Raw genomic sequence first — 21,674 nt, forward strand, 5'->3', positions numbered from 1 at the left:
CGGTTACCACGTCGCCACACTCAGCTATTGCTCAGGAAACTCGGCAGGCCAGGCCGCCAACCCGCCCGAGCAGCGTGATCACCGCCCGGGACGTGCGTAAAGGCCGCCGGGCGGAACGACGACGGCGGGGAGTTCTTTTTCATATGGCGAAGCTATTGATAGAAGTTGCGGGCCGTGCCGGGTTGCGTGACCCGGTTCCGACGAAGGCCCACCCTGAAAGGGATGTCGCCCACCTGGAGGCCCGTGTCGCGCATCCAGGATAGACAGAATGCTATATGAAATCTTAGTATTCTGGTGGCCGGATGACTCAGGTGAGGAGCACGAGGGCATGTTCGAGCGGTTCACCGACCGAGCGCGACGGGTTGTCGTCCTGGCCCAGGAAGAGGCCCGGATGCTCAACCACAACTACATCGGTACGGAGCACATCCTGTTGGGCCTGATCCATGAGGGTGAGGGTGTCGCGGCGAAGGCTCTGGAGAGCCTCGGCATCTCCCTGGAGGGTGTGCGTCAGCAGGTCGAGGAGATCATCGGCCAGGGCCAGCAGGCGCCGAGCGGGCACATCCCGTTCACGCCGCGGGCGAAGAAGGTGCTGGAGCTGTCGCTGCGCGAGGCGCTGCAGCTGGGCCACAACTACATCGGCACCGAGCACATCCTGCTCGGCCTGATCCGCGAGGGTGAGGGCGTCGCCGCCCAGGTCCTGGTGAAGCTGGGCGCCGACCTGAACCGGGTCCGCCAGCAGGTCATCCAGCTGCTCTCCGGCTACCAGGGCAAGGAGCCGGCCGCCGCCGGTGCCGCGCCGGGTGAGGCCGCGCCGTCGACCAGCCTCGTGCTGGACCAGTTCGGCCGCAACCTGACCCAGGCCGCCCGCGAGGGCAAGCTCGACCCGGTCATCGGGCGCGAGAAGGAGATCGAGCGGGTCATGCAGGTGCTGTCCCGCCGCACCAAGAACAACCCGGTGCTGATCGGCGAGCCCGGCGTCGGCAAGACCGCCGTCGTTGAAGGGCTGTCGCAGAAGATCATCAAGGGCGAGGTGCCCGAGACGCTGAAGGACAAGCAGCTCTACACCCTCGACCTCGGCGCCCTGGTCGCCGGTTCCCGCTACCGCGGTGACTTCGAGGAGCGTCTGAAGAAGGTGCTCAAGGAGATCCGCACCCGCGGCGACATCATCCTGTTCATCGACGAGATCCACACGCTCGTCGGTGCGGGCGCGGCCGAGGGCGCGATCGACGCCGCCAGCATCCTCAAGCCGATGCTGGCCCGTGGTGAGCTGCAGACCATCGGCGCCACCACGCTCGACGAGTACCGCAAGCACCTGGAGAAGGACGCCGCTCTGGAGCGTCGTTTCCAGCCGATCCAGGTGGGTGAGCCGTCGCTGGCCCACACCATCGAGATCCTCAAGGGCCTGCGGGACCGCTACGAGGCCCACCACCGCGTCTCCATCACCGACGCCGCCCTGGTCGCCGCCGCGACGCTCGCCGACCGGTACATCTCCGACCGGTTCCTGCCGGACAAGGCGATCGACCTGATCGACGAGGCGGGCGCTCGGATGCGGATCCGCCGGATGACCGCGCCGCCGGACCTGCGCGACTTCGACGAGCGCATCGCCCAGGTGCGCCGCGACAAGGAGTCCGCGATCGACGCGCAGGACTTCGAGCGGGCCGCCCAGCTGCGGGACACCGAGAAGCAGCTGCTCGGGCAGAAGGCGCAGCGGGAGAAGGAGTGGAAGGCCGGTGACCTGGACGTCGTCAGCGAGGTCGACGACGAGCAGATCGCCGAGGTCCTCGGTAACTGGACCGGTATCCCGGTCTACAAGCTGACCGAGGAGGAAACCTCCCGGCTGCTGCGCATGGAAGACGAGCTGCACAAGCGCGTCATCGGCCAGGAAGACGCCGTCAAGGCCGTCTCGAAGGCGATCCGCCGTACCCGGGCCGGCCTGAAGGACCCGAAGCGCCCGTCCGGCTCGTTCATCTTCGCCGGCCCGTCCGGCGTCGGTAAGACCGAACTGTCCAAGGCCCTGGCGGAGTTCCTGTTCGGCAGCGAGGACGCCCTCATCCAGCTGGACATGTCGGAGTTCCACGACCGGTACACCGTGTCCCGCCTCGTCGGTGCCCCTCCCGGCTACGTCGGCTACGACGAGGGCGGGCAGCTGACCGAGAAGGTACGCCGCCGGCCGTTCTCCGTGGTCCTCTTCGACGAGATCGAGAAGGCCCACCCGGACGTGTTCAACACGCTCCTGCAAATCCTGGAAGACGGACGCCTCACCGACGGTCAGGGCCGGATCGTGGACTTCAAGAACACGGTCATCATCCTGACCACCAACCTCGGCACCCGCGACGTCGCCAAAGCCGTCTCCCTCGGCTTCCAGGCGTCGGAGGACTCCGAGTCGAACTACGACCGGATGAAGCAGAAGGTCAACGACGAACTCAAGCAGCACTTCCGGCCCGAGTTCCTCAACCGGATCGACGACACCATCGTCTTCCACCAGCTGCGCGAGACCGAGATCCTCTCCATCGTCGACATCATGATCCAGCGCATCGAAACCCAGCTCCGCAACAAGGACATGGGCCTGGAACTGACCGACAACGCCAAGAAGTACCTCGCGAAGAAGGGCTTCGACCCCGTCCTCGGCGCACGGCCACTACGCCGCACCATCCAACGCGACATCGAAGACAACCTGTCCGAACGGATCCTGTTCAACGAACTGCCCCCCGGCCAGATCGTCGTCGTGGACTGCGAAGGCGACCCCGACGACACCGACACGTCCACACTCGTCTTCCGGGCCGGCAAGCCGGTGCCGACGGGTCAGCCGTAGGCCCGCCGGCCCACCGCCATCAGATGATCACGCGTCGCGTCGTCGCAGAGCGCCCCGGCCACCCCGGCGGCGTACGCCCGCTCGGGCCCGAGCCCGAGACGCGCCGCCAACTCGTGCTCACGGCCCAGATCGGTACCGAACATCGCCGGGTCGTCGGTCCCGACCGAGCAGCGCAGACCGGCGGCGACGAGGCGGGGCAACGGATGCGCGGCCTCGGACTCCACCACCCGGGTCCGCAAGTTCGACGTGGGGCACACGTCCAGCACCACACCCCGGTCCCGCAGCTCGGCGAGCAGGTCGTCGTCCTCGGCGGCCCGGATGCCGTGACGGATCCGGGCCGGAGCCAGCTCCAGCAGGTCGCGTACCGAATCCGGCCCACCCGCCTCGCCGCCGTGCGGGACGAACGCCAGACCGCCGTCGCGGGCGATCGCCACCGCCCGGGCGAACGCCTTCGCCGGCGCGGCCAGCTCCGGCCCGCCCAGACCGAACCCGACCACGCCCCGGTCCCGGTACCGCACGGCCTGGCGGGCGCACTCCTCGGCGTCGGCCGGCGCCAGCTCGCGGTCCACGTCGGGCGTCAACAGCACCCGTACGCCGTGCCGCTCGTACGCCTCGGCCGCGCCGTCGGCGTACCCCTCGAAGATGTCCGCCCAGCCGACGCCCCGGCGCACCCGCTCGGCCGGCGAGAAGATGCCCTCCAGGTAGACAGCGCCGTGCGTGGCCGCCTCGGCGGCGTACGCCACCACGATGCGCCGGAAGTCGTCGGCCGTACGCAGGCAGTTGGTGGTCAACACCCAGGTGCGGACGAAGTGGTCGAAGTCGGTGAACTCGTAGAGCTGACGCAGACCCTCGACCGTCTCCGCGGGCAGCCGCTGACCGTTGCGGCGGGCGATGACCAGCAGCGTCTCCGGCCGTACCGTCCCTTCGAAGTGGACGTGCAGCTCGATCTTCGGGGCCGGCACGGCCATCAGGCGGTTCGGAGCGCGCGCCGCTCGGCCATCACCGGCGTCCGCCCCCGCCAGCCGGCCTGCGACACGCCCAGCAGCCAGCGCAGCGGCGTGGCGGAGAGCAACGGCGGATCGGTGACCCGCACCTGCCGCACCGGCACCGTGAGCGTGGCCCGCGCGACGGTGATGCGCTGGGCGCTGCCCGTCTCGGCCGGTATCCGCAGGTCCGCGTCGCCGATCAGGAAGCTGTCCGGCGCGCCGTCGACGAGCGCCGAGGTGGCGTCCCGGTCCGGGCGCAGCAGCAGGACCCGGGCGCGGTGCTCGCCCGGCGGCACGGTGGCGGGCAGCGCGGCCGGCAGTGGACGCGGCGCGGCCGTCCACCATTCGTTGCGCCCCCCGTCGTGGGGCGCCACCGCGGCGAGCAGCAGCCCCGGCAGGTCCACGGTGTCGAGGTGCATCAGCGCCCGGGGGCCCTGGCCGGCGACTATCGCGCGGCTGCGGATCACCGGCAGCAGCGCCGCCACCGACACGCCCGCCAACTGCCGGGCGAGCTGGCGGAACCGCTCCGGGGGCAGACTCACCCAGCGCCGGAACTGGGTGGTGAACGTGCCGACGCTGGAGTACCCGACCTGGGCGCTGATCGCCGTGACGGTGAGCGAGGAACGCAGCAGCAGCCGCCGCGCCTCGGCCATCCGCAGGGCGGCCAGGAAACGTGCCGGTGTCATCGAGGTGGCCTGCTTGAACACGCGATGGAAATAGAAGGGGCTGAACGGGGCAAGGCGCGCCAGCGTTTCCAGCGGCAACGGCCTGCCGAGCTCTCTTTTCATGTGCTCAATCACCCGGACAATGGCGGCCGACCGGCCGTCATGTTCCTTGCAGTCGGCACCTGAAAACTGCCCCATGGCCCCTCCATCGCTACCCGGAAACCGTGACCAATAGTGCTGTGCGGCTCTTGAACGAGTCTTGATTTGCCGCACGCGGGCCGCTCGGGCGCCCTCGGCGGCGGGCGATACGTGCTGGCCGGAGCCGGTGCGGGACCCACTTCCAGGCTTGCGCGCACCCGGCTTCGCGCGCCCGCCGAAGCGGTGCCGACGGTCACCTGAGGCAACACAGCAACCTGCGAGAAGACAGTCGCCGAGGCGTTCCGCGAGTATTGGCCAGAGCGGGCACGCCAATCGAAGAACTTCTCTGCAGGCGAGCAGGATCCGCACGCGTACACCCACGGCGAATTGGACTTGCCATGGCCCGAATATTGTTGGCACTGCGACAACGAATCCTGACGCCGGATAAGCGCGAGGCGTTGTTTGACAAACGCGGCTTCCATGTCAAGAACGACGCCGCGCGGCAGGCCCTGGAAAGCGCCGGGCAGAGTTTCATCGGCGGTTTCGGTGACGCCGCCGGGGCGCCGGAGCCCCGGGCCGCCGAGGAACTGCTGGAAAGCCGGCCGGCGCCGCTGCGCGGCTTCGCCTACGAGGGCGCCGCGATGGCGTACGCCCTGATGGACGGCCTCCGCCCCGGCGGCGGCCGGGGCATGGCGCGGTTCCTGGCCGGGCGCGGCGACGCGCACGTCTACATGGCCCACGTGGGCGCCGGCTGGGCCATGGCCCGGCTGCCCCGCTGGCGCCGGCCGGCCATCCTCCCGCCCGACCCGCTGCTGCGCTGGCTCGCCCTCGACGGCTACGGCTTCCACCAGGCCTACTTCCACACCGGCCGGTACGTCCACGCACGGCACCGCGACCCGGCGCACATCTGGCCGGCGGAGCTGCGGCACTACGCGCCGCACGCGGTGGACCAGGGCATCGGCCGGGCGCTGTGGTTCGTCGCCGGCGCCGACCCGGCCGAACTGGTCCGGCTGCTCCACCGGTTCCCCGCCGACCGGCACTCCGACCTGTGGAGCGGGGTCGGCCTGGCCGCCAGCTACGCCGGTGGCGCCGATCTGACGGAACTGCGAACGCTGCGCGAGGCGGCCGGCGAGCACCGGGCGGCGCTCGGCCAGGGCGCCGCGTTCGCGGCCAAGGCCCGGATGCGGGCCGGACACGTGCCGACGCACACCGCTGTCGCGGTCGGCGCGTTCTGCGTCACCAGCATCGAGCAGGCCGCCGCGATCACCGATGCCGCCCTGACCGATCTGACCGACTCGGCGTCGCTGCCCGCCTTCGCGGTGTGGCGTCAGCGGATCGCCGACCATCTCGTACTGCTGGGGAGGTGCTGACCGGGTGTCCATGATCCTGGGTTGGGGCCGACGTCATCTCGCCGGGCTGACCGCCCTGCTGCTGATCGTCGGCCTGTTCCTGATCGCCGAGCCGGCCACTGCTACCGACGAGGAACGGCGACGGGTGGCCGCGGGCTACCGGTTCACGCCGCTGTCCATCGCGATCCCGGGTGGTCTGCCGCAGCAGAGCATCCGCCGGGTCAACAAGGAGTACACGCACATCGACGCGTGGATCTCGTCGGTGGGCGCCGGGGTCGCCATGAACGACATCGACGGCGACGGCCTGGCCAACGACCTCTGCGTCACCGACCCGCGGATCGACCGGGTGGTGGTCACCCCGACGCCCGGGGCGCGCCAGGAGCGGTACCAGCCGTTCGTGCTCGACCCGGCGCCGCTGCCGATGGGGCCGCACATGGCGCCGATGGGCTGCGCGCCCGGCGACTTCAACGAGGACGGCCGCACCGACCTGCTGGTCTACTGGTGGGGCCGGACACCGGTGATCTTCCTGGCCCGCCCGGACGCCACCGGTCTGTCCGCGGCGGCGTTCCAGCCGGTCGAGCTGGTCCCCCGGCCCGCCGCCGCCGACGGCGGCTACACCGGGCCGCGGTGGAACACCAACACGGTGAGCGTGGCGGACTTCGACGGCGACGGTCACGAGGACGTGTTCGTCGGCAACTACTTCCCCGACGGCCCGGTGCTCGACCACACGGTCAGCGGCGGCGTGGCGATGAACAGGTCCATGTCGGCCGCGTACAACGGCGGGCGCGACCATGTCCTGCGCTGGACCGGCGCGACCGCCGACAGCGTCACCTTCGCCGACGTGCCGGACCTCTTCGACGACGACGTCTCCCGTGGCTGGGCACTCGCGTCGACCGCCACCGACCTCGACGGCGACCTGCTGCCCGAGCTGTACGTGGCGAACGACTTCGGCCCCGACCGGCTGCTGCACAACCGCTCCACACCGGGCCGGGTGCGGCTGGCCCTGGTCGAGGGCGAGGGCAGCCGGCTCACCGTGCCCAAGTCGAAGATCCTCGGGCACGACTCCTTCAAGGGCATGGGCGTGGACGTCGGCGACCTGGACGGCGACGGCCTCTACGACATGTACGTCGGCAACATCACCACCTCGTTCGGCATCCAGGAGAGCAACTTCGCCTTCGTCAACCAGGCCCGGGACACCGACGACCTGCGGCAGCGGCTCGCCGACGGGCGGGCGCCGTTCGTCGACCGCAGCGCCCCGCTCAACCTCGCCTGGAGCGGCTGGAGCTGGGACGTCAAGATCGCCGACCTGACCAACAGCGGCCGGCCCGACATCGTGCAGACCAGCGGCTTCGTCAAGGGCGAGGTGAACCGGTGGGCGCAGCTGCAGGAGCTGGCCACCGCCAACGACACGCTGCTGGAGCACACCTCGGCGTGGCCACGGGTCCGGCAGGGCGACGACATCGCCGGCGGGCAGCCGCTGCGCCTGCACGCCCGGATGCCCGGCGGCGCCTACGCCGACATCGCCGGCCAGCTCGGCCTGGCGGTGCCCATCCCGACCCGGGGCATCGCGCTCGGCGACGCCGACGGCGACGGCCGGCTGGACATGGCGGTGGCCCGGCAGTGGGACGCGCCGGTGTTCTACCGCAACGACAGCCCCGGCACCGGATCGCAGCTGTCCCTGAAGCTGAACCGGCCGCCGGCCGGCGACGCCGCCACCGGCTCCCCGGTGATCGGCGCGGACGTCACCGTCCGCACCCCGGACGGCCGTGTGCTGCGCGGCCGGGTCGACGGCGGCAGCGGCCACTCCGGCCGCCGCAGCTTCGAGGTGCACATCGGCCTCGGCGACGTCACCGGGCCGGTCCAGGTCGACCTGGCCTGGCGGGACCGCACCGGCGCGCCACGCGCGCAGACGGTGACCCTCACCCCCGGCCGGCACGCGCTCACCCTCGGCACCCAGGCACAGGAGGCGAGTTCATGACGAAGTCACGCGACCCGCGAGTGACAGCGCTGCGCCGCTTCGCGATCTCGATCACCGTCCTCAACATCCTCGGCTACACGGTCCTCGGCTTCGAGCAGCCCGCGCTCTGGCCGGTGTACGCCGTGCTCACCGCGTACGCCGCCGAGCTGCTGCTGGAGGCGGTGGGCGCCCGGGGTGAGGGCCGCGCCCCCCGGTACGCCGGCGGCGTGCGCAACCTGGTCGAGTTCCTCTTCCCCGCGCACATCACCGCGCTGGCGGTGAACATGCTGCTCTACACCAACGACCGGGTGCTGGTGATGCTCTTCGGCGTGCTGGTGGCGATCAGCGGCAAGTGGCTGCTGCGGGCGCCGGTCAACGGGCGGCTGCGGCACTTCATGAACCCGTCGAACTTCGGCATCGCGATCGTGCTGCTGCTGTTCCCGTGGGTCTCCATCGCGCCGCCGTACCACTTCACCGAGAACCTCTCCGGCCCCGCCGACTGGGCGATCGTGGCCGTGATCCTCGTCCTGGGCACGATGCTCAACGCGAAGCTCACCCGCCGGATGTGGCTGATCGCCGGCTGGCTGTCGATCTTCGTGGTGCAGTCGGTGGTCCGGGGCCTGGTGCTGGACACGTCGATCGTGGCCGCGCTGGCCACCATGACCGGTACCGCGTTCGTCCTGTTCACCAACTACATGATCACCGATCCGGGCACCACGCCGAGCCGGCCCGCCGCCCAGTTCGCGTTCGGTGGCGGCGTGGCGCTGGTGTACGGCGTGCTGACCGGCGCCTCGGTGACGTACGGGCTCTTCTTCGCCACCGCGATCGTCTGCCTGGTCCGCGGCACCTTCCTCTGGTCGCTGCACGCCTCGCGCCGCGAGCAGCGGCGCCGCGAGCAGGACCAACCCGTCTCGCCCGCAACGCCCGGGACACCGGCCACCGCCGGTCCCGTCTCCGCGGACAACGGCAAGCGGCCCGTGCCCGCCTGATCCGCGAATCGCACAACCCCAGGAGTGACGACATGAGCAGAATCGCGGTCGTCGGCATGAGCTGCCGCTACCCGGAAGCCGATTCGGTGGCCGACCTGTGGCGCAACGCCCTCAGCGGACGCCGCGCGTTCCGCCGGCTGCCGCCGGAGCGGATGAGCCTGGAGGACTACTGGGACGCCGACCCGGCCACCCCGGACCGTTTCTACAACCGGCACGCCGCCGTCATCGAGGGGTACACGTTCGACCGGATCCGGCACCGGATCGCCGGCAGCACCTACCGCTCCACCGACCTCACCCACTGGCTGGCGCTGGACGTGGCCGGCGAGGCGCTCGCCGACGCCGGCTGGCCGGACGGCGCCGGGCTGCCCCGGGACCGTACCGCCGTGGTGGTCGGCAACACCCTCACCGGCGAGTTCTCCCGCGCCAACGTGCTGCGGCTGCGCTGGCCGTACGTGCGCCGGGTGCTGGCCGCCGGGCTGCAGGAGCAGGGGTGGCCCGACCGGCGGATCGCGGAGTTCCTGGCGCTGACCGAGGAGCGGTACAAGAGCCCGTTCCCGCCGATCGACGAGGACACGCTCGCCGGTGGTCTCTCCAACACCATCGCCGGGCGGATCTGCAACCACTTCGACCTCGGTGGCGGCGGCTGGACGGTGGACGCCGCCTGCGCCTCCAGCCTGCTGTCCGTGGTCACCGCCGCGCGCGCCCTGGCCGACGGCGAGGTCGACGTGGCGGTGGCGGGCGGGGTGGACCTGTCCATCGACCCGTTCGAGATGGTCGGCTTCGCCAAGGCCGGCGCGCTCGCCCGCGACGAGATGCGGGTGTACGACGAGCGGTCGCAGGGCTTCTGGCCGGGCGAGGGCTGCGGCATGGTCGTGCTGATGCGTCACGACGACGCGGTGGCGCAGGGGCGCGTCGTGCACGCGACGATCGCCGGCTGGGGTGTCTCCTCCGACGGGCGCGGCGGGATGACCCGGCCGGAGGCGCAGGGCTACCGGCTGGCGCTGGACCGGGCGTACCAGCGGGCCGGCTTCGGCATCGGCACGGTCCCGCTCTTCGAGGGGCACGGCACCGGCACCGCCGTCGGCGACGCCACCGAGCTGCGTGCCCTCTCCGCCGCCCGGCGCGACGCCGGGGCCACCGATCCGGCCGCCATCGGCTCCATCAAGGCGCTCATCGGGCACACCAAGGCCGCCGCCGGGGTGGCCGGGCTGATCAAGGCGACCATGGCGTTGCGGCACGCCATCGTCCCGCCCACCGCCGGGTGCGCCCGTCCCCGCGCGGAGCTGACCGCCGCGGACCGTACGCTGCGCGCCGCGCCGGTGGCCGAGCCGTGGCCGGACGGGGCGCCGCTGCGCGCCGGGGTCACCGCGATGGGCTTCGGCGGGATCAACACCCACCTGGTGCTGGAGGCCGGCCCGTCCGCCGTGCCGGAACGTGTCCGGCGGCAGCAGCTGCGGCTGGCCCGGCACACCCAGGACGCCGAGCTGCTGCTGCTCGACGCGGCCGACCCGGTGGCGCTGCGGGAACGGGTGGCCGCGCTGCTGGATCCGCTGGCCCGGCTGTCGTACGGCGAGCTGACCGACCTGGCCGGCGCTCTGGCCGGCGAGGTACGCGGCCGGCCGATGCGGCTGGCGGTGGTCGCCGCCTCCCCCGCCGAGGCGGTGGACCGGTTCGAGCGTGCCCTGGCGGCGCTCGACCGGGGCGAGGAGGAGTTGTTCGCCGACGGGCTGGCGTTGCGGCGCACGCTGCGCCCGGCCCGGCTCGGGTTCCTCTTCCCCGGCCAGGGCTCCGGCCGCGGCGTCGACGGAGGCGCGCTGGCCCGGCGTTTCCCGGCTGCCGCCGAGGTGCACCGCCTGGCGGCGCTGCCGGCCGACGCGGACCCGGTGGCCACCGAGGTGGCCCAGCCGCGCATCGCCGCGGGTTCCCTGGCCGGCCTGCGGGTGCTCACCGAACTGGGCGTCGAGGCGCGGGTGGCGGTCGGGCACAGCCTCGGCGAGATCACCGCGCTGCACTGGGCCGGCACCGTCGACGCGGAGGCGCTGCTGCGGATCGCCGCGGCGCGCGGCGCGGTCATGGCCGGCTGCCGGGAACCGGGCACGATGGCCGGCATCGCTGCCGACGACACCGCCACCACCCGGCTGATCGGCGCCGAACCGGTGGTGGTGGCCGGCTACAACGGGCCGCGGCAGACGGTGGTCGCCGGCCCGTCCGACGCGGTCCGGCGGGTGTGCGAGCGGGCCACCGACGCCGGTGTGCACTGGGCGGACCTGGCCGTCTCGCACGCGTTCCACTCCCCGCTGATGGCGTCGGCCGCCCGCGAGTTCGGCGACTGGCTGGAAGGGGTCCGCCTGGCCCCGCCGCGCCGGCCGGTGGTCTCCACAGTCACCGGCGCGGAGCTGACCTCCGGCACCGACCTGGCGGCGCTGCTGCGCCGGCAGATCACCGAGCCGGTGCGCTTCGCCGCGGCGGTCACCGAGGCCGGCCGGCGGGTGGACGCGCTGGTCGAGGTCGGTCCCGGCCAGGTGCTCGCGCGGATGGCCCGGGAACTGGTCGACGTGCCGGTGTTCGCCACCGGCACGGACGCGCCGACGCTCGCCGGGTTCCTCGGCACTCTCGGCGCGCTCTGGACGCTGGGCGCGCCCGTGGACCACGCCGCGCTGGTCAGCGACCGTCCGATCCGTCCGCTCGACCTGGCCGCGCGGCGGCGCTTCTTCGCCAACCCGTGCGAGGCCGCGCCCGCCGTGGCCGTGGCGGCGGCGTCCCCGACCGGGGCCACCCCGCAGGCCGCGGGCGGGCCGGTGACCGTCGACGAGACGGCCCCGGCCGGAGGCGGACCGGCGGCCGACCCGCTGGCGGTGCTGCGCCGGCTGGCCGCGTCCCGCGCGGAGCTGCCGCCCGAGAGCGTCGGCGCGGACACCCGGCTCCTCGACGGTCTGCACCTCAGCTCGATCGCCGTGGGTCAGCTGGTGAACGAGGCCGCCCGGGAACTGGGCCTGCCCGCGGTGCAGGCGCCGACGAACTTCGCCACCGCCACGCTGCGGGAGATCGCCGACGCGCTGCGGGAACTGGACCCGGCCGCCCCGCCTGCCGACCGGCGGGTGGACGGCGTCGCCCCGTGGGTGCGCGGTTTCACAGTCGAGCTGGTCGAGGAACCGGTGGAGCCGGCCGGCGCCGGCCCCGGCGGCCCGGGTGCCTGGCAGTGGTACGCGCCGGCCGGGCACCCGTACGCGGAGGCGCTGCGCGACGCGCTCGCCGGTGCGGGCGTCGGCGGCGGCGTGCTGCTCTGCCCGGGCGAGGAGGTGGACCTGGACCTCGCGTTGCGCGCCGTCCAGGCGGCGGTGGCCCAGCCTCCGGGTGCCCGCCTGGTGGTCGTCCAGCACGGCCGGGGCGTCGCCGGGCTGGCCCGTACCGCCCGGCTGGAGGGCTCGGGTCTGCACGTGACGCTGGTCGAGGCGGCCCCGGCCGACGACCTGGTGGACCGGGTGGTGCGCGAGGTGGCGGCCACCGACGGGTACGCCGAGTCGCACCTCGGCCCGGACGGCCGGCGGCGGGTCCCCCTGCTGCGGCCGCTGCCGCCGCCCGGCCCGGCACGCCCGGGTCCGGCCGGTCCGTCGCTGCGGCCGGACGACGTCCTGCTGGTGACCGGCGGCGGGAAGGGCATCACCGCCGAGTGCGCGCTCGCCCTGGCCCGGGACACCGGGGCGCGGCTGGCCCTGCTCGGCCGGGCCGACCCGGCCGCGGACCCGGAGCTGGCCGCGAACCTGACCCGGATGCGGGAGGCGGGGGTGCGCCTGCGGTACGTGCGCGCCGACGTCACCGACCCGGAGGCGGTACGCGCCGCGGTGGCGCAGGTACGCGCGCACCTGGGCCCGGTCGCCGGGGTCCTGCACGGCGCCGGGGTCAACCGGCCGGCCGCCCTCGGCGCGCTGGACCCGGACACCCTGCGCGCCACGCTGGCGCCGAAGGTGGACGGCCTGGCCAACGTCCTCGCCGCGGTAGAGCCGGACGAGCTGCGGCTGCTGGTGACGTTCGGCAGCGTGATCGGGCGCGGCGGCCTGCCCGGGGAGGCGCACTACGCGCTGGCCAACGACTGGCTGGCCCGGCTGACCGCCGAGGCCGGCCGGCGCTTCACCGGATGCCGCGCCGTCTGTCTGGAATGGTCGGTCTGGTCCGGCGTCGGCATGGGTGAACGGCTCTCCGCCGTCGAGTCGCTGCTGCGCGCCGGCATCACCCCCATCCCGCCGGACGAGGGCGTCCGGCTGCTGCGCCAGGTGCTGGCGCTGCCCCGGCTGCCCGCCTCGGTGGTGGTCACCGGCCGCACCGACGGGCTGGACACGCTGCGGCACGAGCGGCGGGAGCTGCCGCTGCTGCGCTTCCTGGAACGTCCGCTGGTGCAGTACGACGGCGTGGAGCTGGTGGTCGAGGCGGACCTGTCGGCCGAGAGCGACCCGTACCTCGCCGAGCACGACCTGGACGGCAACCTCCTGCTGCCCGCGGTGCTCGGCATGGAGGCGATGGCGCAGGTGGCCACCGCGCTCGCCGGCGCCACCGGCGTGCCCGTGCTGACCGGCGTCAGCTTCCCCCGGCCCGTGGTGGTGGCCCGCGGCGGGCGCGTCACCGTCCGGATCGCCGCGGTGCAGGCCGAGGCGGGCGTGGTGGAGGTGGCGATCCGCAGCGACGAGACGGGCTTCGCGGCCGACCACTTCCGGGGCACCGTCCGCTTCGAGCCGGACGAGGGCGACCGGGAGGCGCCGGGCGTGACCGGCGGGCTGCCGCCGGTGCCGCTGGAGCCGGGCCGGGACCTCTACGGTGACCTGCTCTTCCAGGGCGACCGGTTCCGCCGGCTGGTGCGCTACCACCGGGTCGCGTCCCGGCGGGCCGAGGCGGACGTCGCCACCACCGAGGACATGCGCTGGTTCCACGCGTTCCTGCCGCAGCGGCTGCTGCTCGGCGACGCGGGCGCGCGGGACGCCTTCCTGCACGGCATCCAGGTCTGCGTGCCGGACGCGACGCTGCTGCCGATCGCCGTGGACCGGGTGGAGCCGGCCGGGCCGAAGCTCGCCGCCACCGAGCAGGTCCGCTTCGTGGCGGTGGAGCGGGAGCACCGCGACGACACCTACCGGTACGACGTGACAGTCCTCGGCGCGGCCGGGACGGTGGTGGAACGCTGGCTCGGTCTGCGCCTGCGCGCGGTGCGCCACCGCCCGGCCGCCCTGCCGTGGCCGCCGGCGCTGCTCGGACCGGCGCTGGAGCGGCGGCTGGGCCGGCTGCTCGACGCCGACCTGGCGGTGGTGGTGGAACCGCGTCCGGACCGGACCGGCGGAGCACGACGGGAGGTCACCGCCGTCGCCGTCGGACGGGCCGTGGGACGGCCGGTACGGCTGCGGTACCGGCCGGACGGGCGGCCCGAGGAGGTCAACGGCCGGCACGTCTCCGCCGCCCACAGCGACGTCGCCAGCCTGCTGGTGGCCGGCGCCGGGCCGCTCGCCTGCGACCTGGAGGTGGTCCGGCCCCGGCCCGCCGAGGTGTGGGCCGACCTGCTCGGCCGGCACGCCGGGCTGGCCGGGCAGATCGCCGCCGACCTCGGCGAGGACGCCGACGTCGCCGCCACCCGGGTCTGGTGCGCCAAGGAGTGCCTGGTCAAGGCGGGGTTGCCGGTGGACGCCCCGCTGACGGTGGCCGGCGGCGACGGCGAGTGGGTGCTGGTGCGCAGCGGCCGGGTCACGGTGGCCACCGGCCCGGTCCGTCTGACCGGCGAGCCACAGCCGGTGGTCGTCGCCGTCCTGACCGCGACGGGGGTGTGACATGTCCGCCTGGTACGAGTACCGCCACGTGGTCGGGTTCGAGGAGACGAACCTCGTCGGCAACGTCTACTACGTCAACTACCTGCGCTGGCAGGGCCGCTGCCGGGAGATGTTCCTGCGCGAGCGCGCACCGGCGGTGGTCGACGACCTGCGCGCCGGGTTGAAGCTGTTCACGCTGCGGGTGGACTGCGAGTACCTCGCCGAGCTCGACGCGTTCGACGAGCTGCGCATCCGGATGAGCCTGACCGAGCTGACCCAGACGCAGCTCGGCCTGGCCTTCGACTACCTGCGCGACGGCCCGGGCGGGCTGGTCCCGGTGGCCCGGGGCCACCAGCGGATCGCCTGCATGCGGGAGGTCGCGGGGCAGGTGGTGCCGACCCGCGTGCCGACGCCGCTGGTGCGGGCGCTGGCGCCGTACCGGGCGGCCGAGGGGGTGGCCGGCCGTGCCTGAGCGCGCCGTGGACGCGCCGCCGGCCACCGCCGCGCTGCGTACGGTGCTCGGCGAGTTCGTCACCGGCGTGACGGTGCTGACGGTCGGTGGTCCGCTGCCGCACGGGATGACGGCGAACTCGTTCACCTCGGTCTCGCTGGACCCGCCGCTGGTGCTGCTCTGCGTGAGCCGGGACAGCCTGATGTCCGCCTGTCTGTCCGACGCGGACGGGTTCGGCATCTCCGTCCTGGCCGGGGGGCAGGAGCGCCTGGCCCGGCACTTCGCCGACCGGCGCCGGCGGCCCGGGCGCGCGCAGTTCGCCACTGTCGGCTGGTCGCCGGGCGAGCGGACCGGCGCGCCGCTGCTGCACGGGGCGCTGGCCTGGCTGGAGTGCCGGCCGTGGCGCTGCCACGACGGCGGCGACCACGTGATCGTGGTGGGCCGGCTGGTGGCCGCGCGCACGGCTGCCGACAGCGACGCCCTGATCTTCCGGCGAGGCCGGTTCGACAGGTACGGGAACTCCCACCCGGCCGCCGGCCGCCGGCACGTCCAACCGCTCCTGAAGGAGGCGCAGTGACCCTGTCGGAGAAGCGCGACGCCGGCGCTTCGGGGCTCGATCTGAACGGCAGCCGGCACCGGGCGGCCCTGCAGATCTTCCTCGTCGTCGTCATCGCCCACTGGGCCGAGCACCTGGTGCAGGCCGCGCAGATCTGGGTGTTCGGCTGGTCCCGGCCGGAGGCCCGGGGCGTACTCGGCATGCCGTTCCCGTGGCTGGTGGAGAGCGAGTGGCTGCACTACGGGTACGCGCTCGTCATGCTCGCCGGTTTCTGGCTGCTGCGCGGCGGCTTCGTCGGCCGCGCCCGGACCTGGTGGATGGCGGCGCTGCTGATCCAGGTGTGGCACCACCTGGAGCACCTGCTGCTGCTGGTGCAGTCGCTGACCGGCAGCAACCTGGCCGGGCAGCCGGTGCCGACGAGCCTGCTGCAACTGGTGGCGCCCCGGGTGGAGCTGCACCTGTTCTACAACGCGGTGGTGTTCCTGCCGATGGTGGTGGCGATGTACCTGCACCGCACGCCGCTCGCCGACGAACTGGCCCGGATGCGGTGCAGTTGCCGCCGGGTGGCCGAAGTCCGGTGAGGCGCGGGCCGGGGCTGAGGTGGCTGGCGGCGGGTCTGCTCACGCTGCTCGCGCTCGGCCTGGCCGGGCTGACCCTGGCGGCGCAGCTGCGGCCGGCGCGGTTGGTGACCACCGACCCGCCGGCCGGCGCCCGGCTGACCACGGCGCCGGCGGCGGTGACGCTCACCTTCAACGGCCCGCTCGACGCCGAGCGGACCCATGTCTGGTTGATCGGCCCGGGCGGCGCGTTCGGCGCGACGGGCGCGCCGCGCTACCGCGACAACGGCGTCGAGGTGCCGGTGACGGTCGTGGGTGACGGGCGCTACCGGGTCGGCTACCACGCCCAGCTCGCCACCGGGCAGACCGCCACCGGCGTGGTCCCGTTCACCGTCGCCGCCGGGCTCGGCGCGCCGCCGCGGGCCGCCCCGGCCGCGTCCCCGCCGGCCACCGCGCCGCCGGACGGGTCCGCCGGGGGCGGCCACCACGGGGGTACGGGCGGAGCGGCCGGCCTGGCCCTGCTGCTGGCGCCGGTGGTCACCGGAGCGGTCCTGCTCGTGCTGATGGCGCGGGGACGGCGTGACCGGCCCGCCGGCGGCACGCCCTCGTCGGCCGGTCCGGGGCCGGGCGGGCGACGGCGGGCCTGGGTGCTGCGGGAGCCGGAGGACGCCGGCGACCGGCCTGCCGACCGCGAACCGGCCCGGCCGGGCGGGTGACCTGACGGACCACAGGAGGGAAAGCGATGTCCGTATCGACAGATGCCGCCGCGGTGAAGGCCGAACAGCGGCGGACCTGGGACGCCGTCAGCGACGGCTGGACCCGCGAGTGGGAGACCTTCGAGCGGGGCGGCGCGGCGCTCACCGCGCGGCTGCTGGCCCTGGGTGGCGTACGGCCGGGGCACCGCGTCCTGGACGTCGCGACCGGTCCGGGGGAGCCGGCGCTCAGCGCCGCCGACATCGTCGGCCCGGCCGGCACGGTCACCGGCGTCGACCTCTCCCCCGCCATGCTCGCCGTGGCCCGCCGCCGGGCCGAGGGCCGGCGCAACGTCAACTTCCTCGTCGCCGACCTGGAGACGGTGGAGCTGCCGCCGCACGCGTTCGACGTGGTGCTCAGCCGGCTCGGCCTGATGTTCGCCGTCGACCCCGGCGCCGCGTTCGGCCGGATCGCTCGGCTGCTCGTCCCGGGCGGCGTGCTCGCCGCGGCGGTGTGGGCGCCACCGCCGCGGGTGCCGCTGATGTCGCTCGGGTACGGCGTGCTCGCGCGCCGGCTGGACCTGCCGTCCGGGCCACCGGACGCCCCCGGCCCGTACCGCCTGTGCGATCCGGAGGCGCTGGCGGCCGGGCTGACCGACGCCGGCCTGCGGGAGGTGACAGTCGAGGAGTACCCGGTCCCGTTCCGGTTCCACGACCCGGCCGAGTACGCGCGGTTCACCCGGGCGGTGGCGCCGCCACCGGTACGCCGCCGGGTCGAGGCGCTCGATCCAGCCGGGCGGGACGCGCTCTGGGCGGAGGTGGCCGCCGCCGCCGAGGGACGCGCCGGCTCGGACGGACTGGTCGACCTGACCTCGACCGCGCTCACCGTCCGCGCGGTCGCCCCGGCCTGACCCCCATCCATCGCTACGAAAGGACCGAGATGACCACCGAACTGCAACGCCGCAAGCTGGAGAAGGTCTTCGCCTCGTACGACGCCGACGGGGACGGCGTCATCGACGGGCTGGACATCACCGCGATGGCCCAGATCTGGTGCGACACGTACGGCGTGGCGCCGTACTCGCCGGGCTGGCGGCGGATCCACGGCGCGGCGGCCCGGATGTGGCGCGGGATGCGCGGCAGCGACGGGCCCGACGGCGAGAAGCGGGTGACGGTCGCCGAGTGGGTGGCGTGGGCCGACAAGCCGGAGTTCCCGGAGTTCGTGACGAACGCGGCGGTGCCGTTCAGCCTGGCCGTGTTCGACGTGGCCGACGCGGACCGGGACGGGCGCATCAACCACGCGGAGATGTTCGCGGCGCAGAGCAAGAGCGGCATGCGCTCGGAGGACACGCAACGGATCTTCGACCGGCTCGACACCGACCGGGACGGCTACCTCACCAGCGAGGAGTACGGCCGGGCGGCGCACGAGTTCTACCTCAGCGCCGACCCGGACGCGCCGGGCAACGTGATCGCCGGGGAGCTCTGACCGGCGGCCGGACGCCCGGCCGCCGGTCCGTGTGGGCCGGTGGCCGGGCGTCGGTCGTTCAGCGGGTACGGCGGCGCGCGGTCATCGGCAGCGCGTCGACGGGCATGGTCATGGCCGGCACGGGCTTCGGCTCGTGGCCGGGCACCGGCTCCAGCCGCCAGCGGGCGGCGATGCTGGCCAGCGAGACGATCATCTCGGTCCAGGCGAACTGGTCGCCGATGCAGCCGTGCACGCCGGTGGCGAACGGCATGAACGCGCCGCGGGGCAGCGTCCGGGCCCGTTCCGGCAGCCACCGGTCCGGGTCGAAGAGCTCGGGCTCGGGGTAGATGCGCGGGTTGTGGTGCACGGCGTGGAAGCTGTAGAGCACGTCCGAGCCGGCCGGGATCAGGTAGCCGCCCAGCTCGGCGTCGCGGGCGGTGACCCGGTTGTTGAACAGGCCCTGGGTGCGCAGCCGCAGCGTCTCGGAGAGCACCTGGCGGGTGTACTCCAGCGCCGGCACGTCGGCGTAGCCGGCGGCCCGTCCGTCGAGCACCCGGTCGACCTCGGCGTGCAGCCGCCGCTGCACCTCGGGGTCCGCGCCGACGTGGTGCAGCGCCCAGCAGAGCGTGTTGGCGATGGTGTTGCTGCCGGCGATGAAGAACGTCATCACCTCGTCGTGGACCTGCTCGTCGCTCATCGCGGGCCGGCCGTCCTCGTCGCGGGCGAAGAGCATCATCGACAGCAGGTCGCCGTGGTCGGTGCCGGCCGCGCGGTACTCGGCGATGACCCGGCGGATGGTCGCCCGCAGGTACTCGGCCGCGGCGTCGTAGTCGCGGTTGGCCTGGGTGGGCAGGCGGGTCAGCACGCCCGTCACGTCGGTGATCCGGCGGAACAGTCCGCCCAGGACGGTGGTGGTCGCGGCCATGAACCGGGCTCGGTCCAGGCTTCGGTCACCGGCGAAGACGACCTCGACGACGTTGGTGAGGGCCAGCTCGTCCATCTCCTTCTCGACCGCGAGGCGCTGGCCGTCGCGCCAGGAGTCGAGCTTGCCGGCGACCGTCCGGCTCATCAGCTCGGTGTAGTGGATGACCTTGTTGCGGTGGAAGGCGGGCTGGATCAGCGCCCGCTGCCGGCGGTGGAACTCGCCCTCGGAGATGCCCAGGCCGTTGCCGAACATGGACCGGAAGCGCTCGGTCATCGGCCCGCCCCGGACGAAGGTGTCGCCGTCGCGCAGCAGCTCCCGCATCAGGGTCGGGTCGTTCACCACGTACGCCGGGCGCTTGCCGAGCGCGATGGTGACGACCGGCTCGCCGGACTGGAGTTCGAGCAGGAACTCGGCGGGTCGTCGTTTCATCTGCAGGCCGTGCCCGAGCACGGGCAGGCGGCCGGGCGCCGACGCGGGTGTGCGCAGGGTGGTGGTCATGGTGCGTTCCCTCGGTGTCGGGCCGCGCGGCTCGCCGCGTCGGCGGTGACGGGCCGGTCCGTCGTGCGGCGGCGGCCCGGTCGGGATCAGCGGGAGAGCAGCGCGCCGGTGGACGCGGGCCGCCCGGCGGCGTGCCAGACCCGCGACGAGCCGATGGTCTGGCCGTTGGCCAGGTCCTGAAGGGTGATCTGGACCCGCCAGGGGTCGAACTGGAGCACCTCGAAGCCGGCGTCGGCGGGGCCGTCGGGCCAGACCGCGTACGGGTCGAAGCCGCGCTGGGTCGCCTCGGCGGCGACGAGGTCCCAGACGTGGCGTTTGGTGTCGCCCGGCTCCAGCCAGGTGGCGCGGCAGTCGACGAAGACGGCGTCGTGCGCGGGTGTCCAGTAGCTGCACGAGACGTACGGGTTGCGGGCCAGGTGGGCGGTCTTGACCGGGGTGCGGGAGGTGCTGACCCAGCCGGTCGGGCCGGCGTCGCCGACCTCCCAGGAGACGTGCATGATCCGGCTGCGCGGCCGGTCGCGTCCGTCCACAGTGGCGACGGTGCACCAGCCGATCTCGGTGGTGAGCCGCAGGAAGTCGTCACGGAGGTCGGCGAAGTCGCCGACCGGGGTGCTGAACGTGGAAGGCTCCATGCCGAGATGGTAGATCCGCGCGAGCGCAGTTTGCTATATGATTCTCAATTCTTGCGGTGCCCGCTTCGGAGCGTCACCAGGCCCGCAGAATCGTGCGCAGCGCGTCGATCACCCGGGCCTGCGCGCCCTCGTCCAGCGACGGGTACATCGGCAGCGAGAAGATCTCCCCGGCCAGCCGCTCGGTCACCGGCAGTGACCCCTCGGTGTAGCCGAGGTGGGCGAAGCCGCGCATGGTGTGCACCGGCCAGCGGTAGCTGACGTTCAGCTCGATGCCGTGGCGACGCAGCGCCGCCAGGATCTCGTCGCGCCGCGGGTGCCGCACCACGTAGAGGTAGTAGACGTGCTCGTTGCCGGGCGCGGTGACCGGCAGGCCCAGGCCGGTGCCGGCGAGCCCCTCGTCGTAGCGGCGGGCGATCGCGCGGCGGGCGGCGACGTAGCGGTCCAGCCGCCGCAGCTTGCGGCGCAGGATCTCCGCCTGCACCTCGTCCAGGCGGCTGTTGCGGCCGGGCGTCTCCTCGACGTAGTAGCGGTCCTCCATCCCGTAGTACCGCAGCCGGCGCAGGCGCCGCTCCACGTCCGGGTCGGCGGTGATCGTCGCGCCGCCGTCGCCGTACGCGCCGAGCACCTTGGTCGGATAGAAGGAGAAGGCGGCGGCGTCACCGAGCGACCCGGCCACGCGGCCGTGGTGGCGCGCGCCGTGCGCCTGCGCGCAGTCCTCCAGCACCGCGAGGCCGTGCGCGGCGGCGAGCGCCCGCAGCGGCGCCATCTCGACGCACTGCCCGTAGAGGTGCACCGGGAGCAGCACCCGGGTACGCGGCGTGATCACGTCGGCGACCCGGTCGACGCGCATCAGGCAGGTCGCCTCGTCCACGTCGACGAAGACCGGCACCGCGCCCACCGCGTCGATGGCGAGCACGGTCGGCGCGGCCGTGTTGGCGACGGTGACCACCTCGTCGCCGGGGCGTACGCCCAGCGCCCAGAGGGCCAGCGAGATGGCGTCGGTGCCGTTGGCCACCCCGACGCAGTGCGGCACGCCGTGGTAGGCGGCGAACTCCCGCTCGAAGCCGCGCACGCTCTCACCGAGCACCAGCCGGCCGGAGGAGAAGACCTGGTCCACCGCGCCGAGGACGTCCTCCCGCTCGCTCTCGTACTCGGCCAGGTAGTTCCAGACTCCGACGGTCATGGCGGCGGACCTCCCCGGGAGCGTCGTCGCCGCGGCGCC

General features: G+C 73.7%; 16 protein-coding genes. 11 read left to right on the forward strand and 5 right to left on the reverse strand.

The annotated features are described in order from the left end of the window. The first annotated feature begins 328 nt into the window (after positions 1–328). The gene (locus O7542_RS16520) at positions 329–2,812 is read left to right on the forward strand and encodes an ATP-dependent Clp protease ATP-binding subunit (protein ID WP_281604837.1); all 2,484 of its coding nucleotides are present in this window, start codon (positions 329–331) and stop codon (positions 2,810–2,812) included. Here O7542_RS16520 and add read toward each other — a convergent pair. Together add and O7542_RS16530 are read right to left on the reverse strand one after the other, a co-directional pair. Then, complete coding sequence (gene add, locus O7542_RS16525) at positions 2,803–3,780, reverse strand: adenosine deaminase (RefSeq protein ID WP_197494922.1); 978 nt, start codon at positions 3,778–3,780, stop codon at positions 2,803–2,805. The genes O7542_RS16520 and add overlap by 10 nt on opposite strands. Continuing rightward, a complete protein-coding gene (locus tag O7542_RS16530; RefSeq protein ID WP_223201160.1) occupies positions 3,780–4,586 on the reverse strand; it encodes an AraC family transcriptional regulator in 807 nt (268 codons plus the stop codon). The genes add and O7542_RS16530 overlap by 1 nt, the downstream gene beginning before the upstream one ends. Positions 4,587–4,999: 413 nt before the next feature. On the opposite strand from O7542_RS16530, the gene O7542_RS16535 reads away from it, so the two are divergent. Genes O7542_RS16535 through O7542_RS16580 form a run of 10 tightly spaced genes read left to right on the forward strand, consistent with a single transcriptional unit; the run spans position 5,000 to position 18,418 of the window. Further along, positions 5,000–5,971, forward strand: a complete 972-nt coding sequence (locus O7542_RS16535) for a DUF1702 family protein (RefSeq protein WP_113973297.1) — start codon at positions 5,000–5,002, stop codon at positions 5,969–5,971. Between the two features lie 4 nt (positions 5,972–5,975). Beyond that, positions 5,976–7,928: a CRTAC1 family protein gene (locus O7542_RS16540; protein WP_043325262.1), complete on the forward strand. Its 1,953-nt coding sequence runs from the start codon at positions 5,976–5,978 to the stop codon at positions 7,926–7,928. Beyond that, the gene (locus tag O7542_RS16545; protein ID WP_187692304.1) at positions 7,925–8,896 is read left to right on the forward strand and encodes an enediyne biosynthesis protein; all 972 of its coding nucleotides are present in this window, start codon (positions 7,925–7,927) and stop codon (positions 8,894–8,896) included. The genes O7542_RS16540 and O7542_RS16545 overlap by 4 nt, the downstream gene beginning before the upstream one ends. 32 nt (positions 8,897–8,928) lie before the next feature. Continuing rightward, positions 8,929–14,700, forward strand: coding sequence for a type I polyketide synthase (locus O7542_RS16550; protein ID WP_281604838.1), 5,772 nt, complete (start codon positions 8,929–8,931; stop codon positions 14,698–14,700). A gap of 1 nt (position 14,701) precedes the next feature. Beyond that, positions 14,702–15,151, forward strand: coding sequence for an acyl-CoA thioesterase (locus O7542_RS16555; protein WP_281604839.1), 450 nt, complete (start codon positions 14,702–14,704; stop codon positions 15,149–15,151). Continuing rightward, positions 15,144–15,707 (forward strand): flavin reductase family protein, encoded by a 564-nt coding sequence (locus tag O7542_RS16560; protein WP_233514703.1) that lies wholly within the window; start codon positions 15,144–15,146, stop codon positions 15,705–15,707. Before O7542_RS16555 ends, O7542_RS16560 begins: the two co-directional genes overlap by 8 nt. Next, a complete protein-coding gene (locus tag O7542_RS16565) occupies positions 15,704–16,267 on the forward strand; it encodes a hypothetical protein (RefSeq protein WP_166457153.1) in 564 nt (187 codons plus the stop codon). Before O7542_RS16560 ends, O7542_RS16565 begins: the two co-directional genes overlap by 4 nt. Continuing rightward, positions 16,264–16,959 (forward strand): copper resistance CopC family protein, encoded by a 696-nt coding sequence (locus O7542_RS16570; protein ID WP_064447373.1) that lies wholly within the window; start codon positions 16,264–16,266, stop codon positions 16,957–16,959. The genes O7542_RS16565 and O7542_RS16570 overlap by 4 nt, the downstream gene beginning before the upstream one ends. Before the next feature lie 26 nt (positions 16,960–16,985). Continuing rightward, a complete protein-coding gene (locus O7542_RS16575) occupies positions 16,986–17,846 on the forward strand; it encodes a class I SAM-dependent methyltransferase (protein WP_281604840.1) in 861 nt (286 codons plus the stop codon). Positions 17,847–17,875: 29 nt separating this feature from the next. Then, a complete protein-coding gene (locus tag O7542_RS16580; RefSeq protein WP_030503321.1) occupies positions 17,876–18,418 on the forward strand; it encodes an EF-hand domain-containing protein in 543 nt (180 codons plus the stop codon). A gap of 58 nt (positions 18,419–18,476) precedes the next feature. On the opposite strand, the gene O7542_RS16585 is transcribed toward O7542_RS16580, so the two are convergent. The 3 genes from O7542_RS16585 to O7542_RS16595 all read right to left on the reverse strand — a co-directional run bounded on the left by O7542_RS16585 (position 18,477) and on the right by O7542_RS16595 (position 21,635). After that, a complete protein-coding gene (locus tag O7542_RS16585; protein WP_209960936.1) occupies positions 18,477–19,820 on the reverse strand; it encodes a cytochrome P450 in 1,344 nt (447 codons plus the stop codon). Between the two features lie 86 nt (positions 19,821–19,906). Continuing rightward, a complete protein-coding gene (locus O7542_RS16590; protein ID WP_030503323.1) occupies positions 19,907–20,452 on the reverse strand; it encodes a pyridoxamine 5'-phosphate oxidase family protein in 546 nt (181 codons plus the stop codon). A gap of 73 nt (positions 20,453–20,525) precedes the next feature. Then, positions 20,526–21,635 (reverse strand): DegT/DnrJ/EryC1/StrS family aminotransferase, encoded by a 1,110-nt coding sequence (locus O7542_RS16595; protein ID WP_187692308.1) that lies wholly within the window; start codon positions 21,633–21,635, stop codon positions 20,526–20,528. Between the last annotated feature and the right edge of the window lie 39 nt (positions 21,636–21,674).

It is taken from the genome of Micromonospora sp. WMMC264 (genome assembly GCF_027497275.1).
Lineage (GTDB): Bacteria > Actinomycetota > Actinomycetes > Mycobacteriales > Micromonosporaceae > Micromonospora > Micromonospora chalcea.

Bases quoted from the DNA above. Each gene is read 5' to 3' on its own strand.
- O7542_RS16535 (WP_113973297.1), top strand. From the start codon at position 5,000: ATGGCCCGAATATTGTTGGCACTGCGACAACGAATCCTGACGCCGGAT.
- O7542_RS16550 (WP_281604838.1), top strand. From the start codon at position 8,929: ATGAGCAGAATCGCGGTCGTCGGCATGAGCTGCCGCTACCCGGAAGCC.
- add (WP_197494922.1), bottom strand. From the start codon at position 3,780: ATGGCCGTGCCGGCCCCGAAGATCGAGCTGCACGTCCACTTCGAAGGG.
- O7542_RS16555 (WP_281604839.1), top strand. From the start codon at position 14,702: ATGTCCGCCTGGTACGAGTACCGCCACGTGGTCGGGTTCGAGGAGACG.
- O7542_RS16575 (WP_281604840.1), top strand. From the start codon at position 16,986: ATGTCCGTATCGACAGATGCCGCCGCGGTGAAGGCCGAACAGCGGCGG.
- O7542_RS16520 (WP_281604837.1), top strand. From the start codon at position 329: ATGTTCGAGCGGTTCACCGACCGAGCGCGACGGGTTGTCGTCCTGGCC.
- O7542_RS16545 (WP_187692304.1), top strand. From the start codon at position 7,925: ATGACGAAGTCACGCGACCCGCGAGTGACAGCGCTGCGCCGCTTCGCG.
- O7542_RS16580 (WP_030503321.1), top strand. From the start codon at position 17,876: ATGACCACCGAACTGCAACGCCGCAAGCTGGAGAAGGTCTTCGCCTCG.
- O7542_RS16585 (WP_209960936.1), bottom strand. From the start codon at position 19,820: ATGACCACCACCCTGCGCACACCCGCGTCGGCGCCCGGCCGCCTGCCC.
- O7542_RS16530 (WP_223201160.1), bottom strand. From the start codon at position 4,586: ATGAAAAGAGAGCTCGGCAGGCCGTTGCCGCTGGAAACGCTGGCGCGC.
- O7542_RS16590 (WP_030503323.1), bottom strand. From the start codon at position 20,452: ATGGAGCCTTCCACGTTCAGCACCCCGGTCGGCGACTTCGCCGACCTC.
- O7542_RS16595 (WP_187692308.1), bottom strand. From the start codon at position 21,635: ATGACCGTCGGAGTCTGGAACTACCTGGCCGAGTACGAGAGCGAGCGG.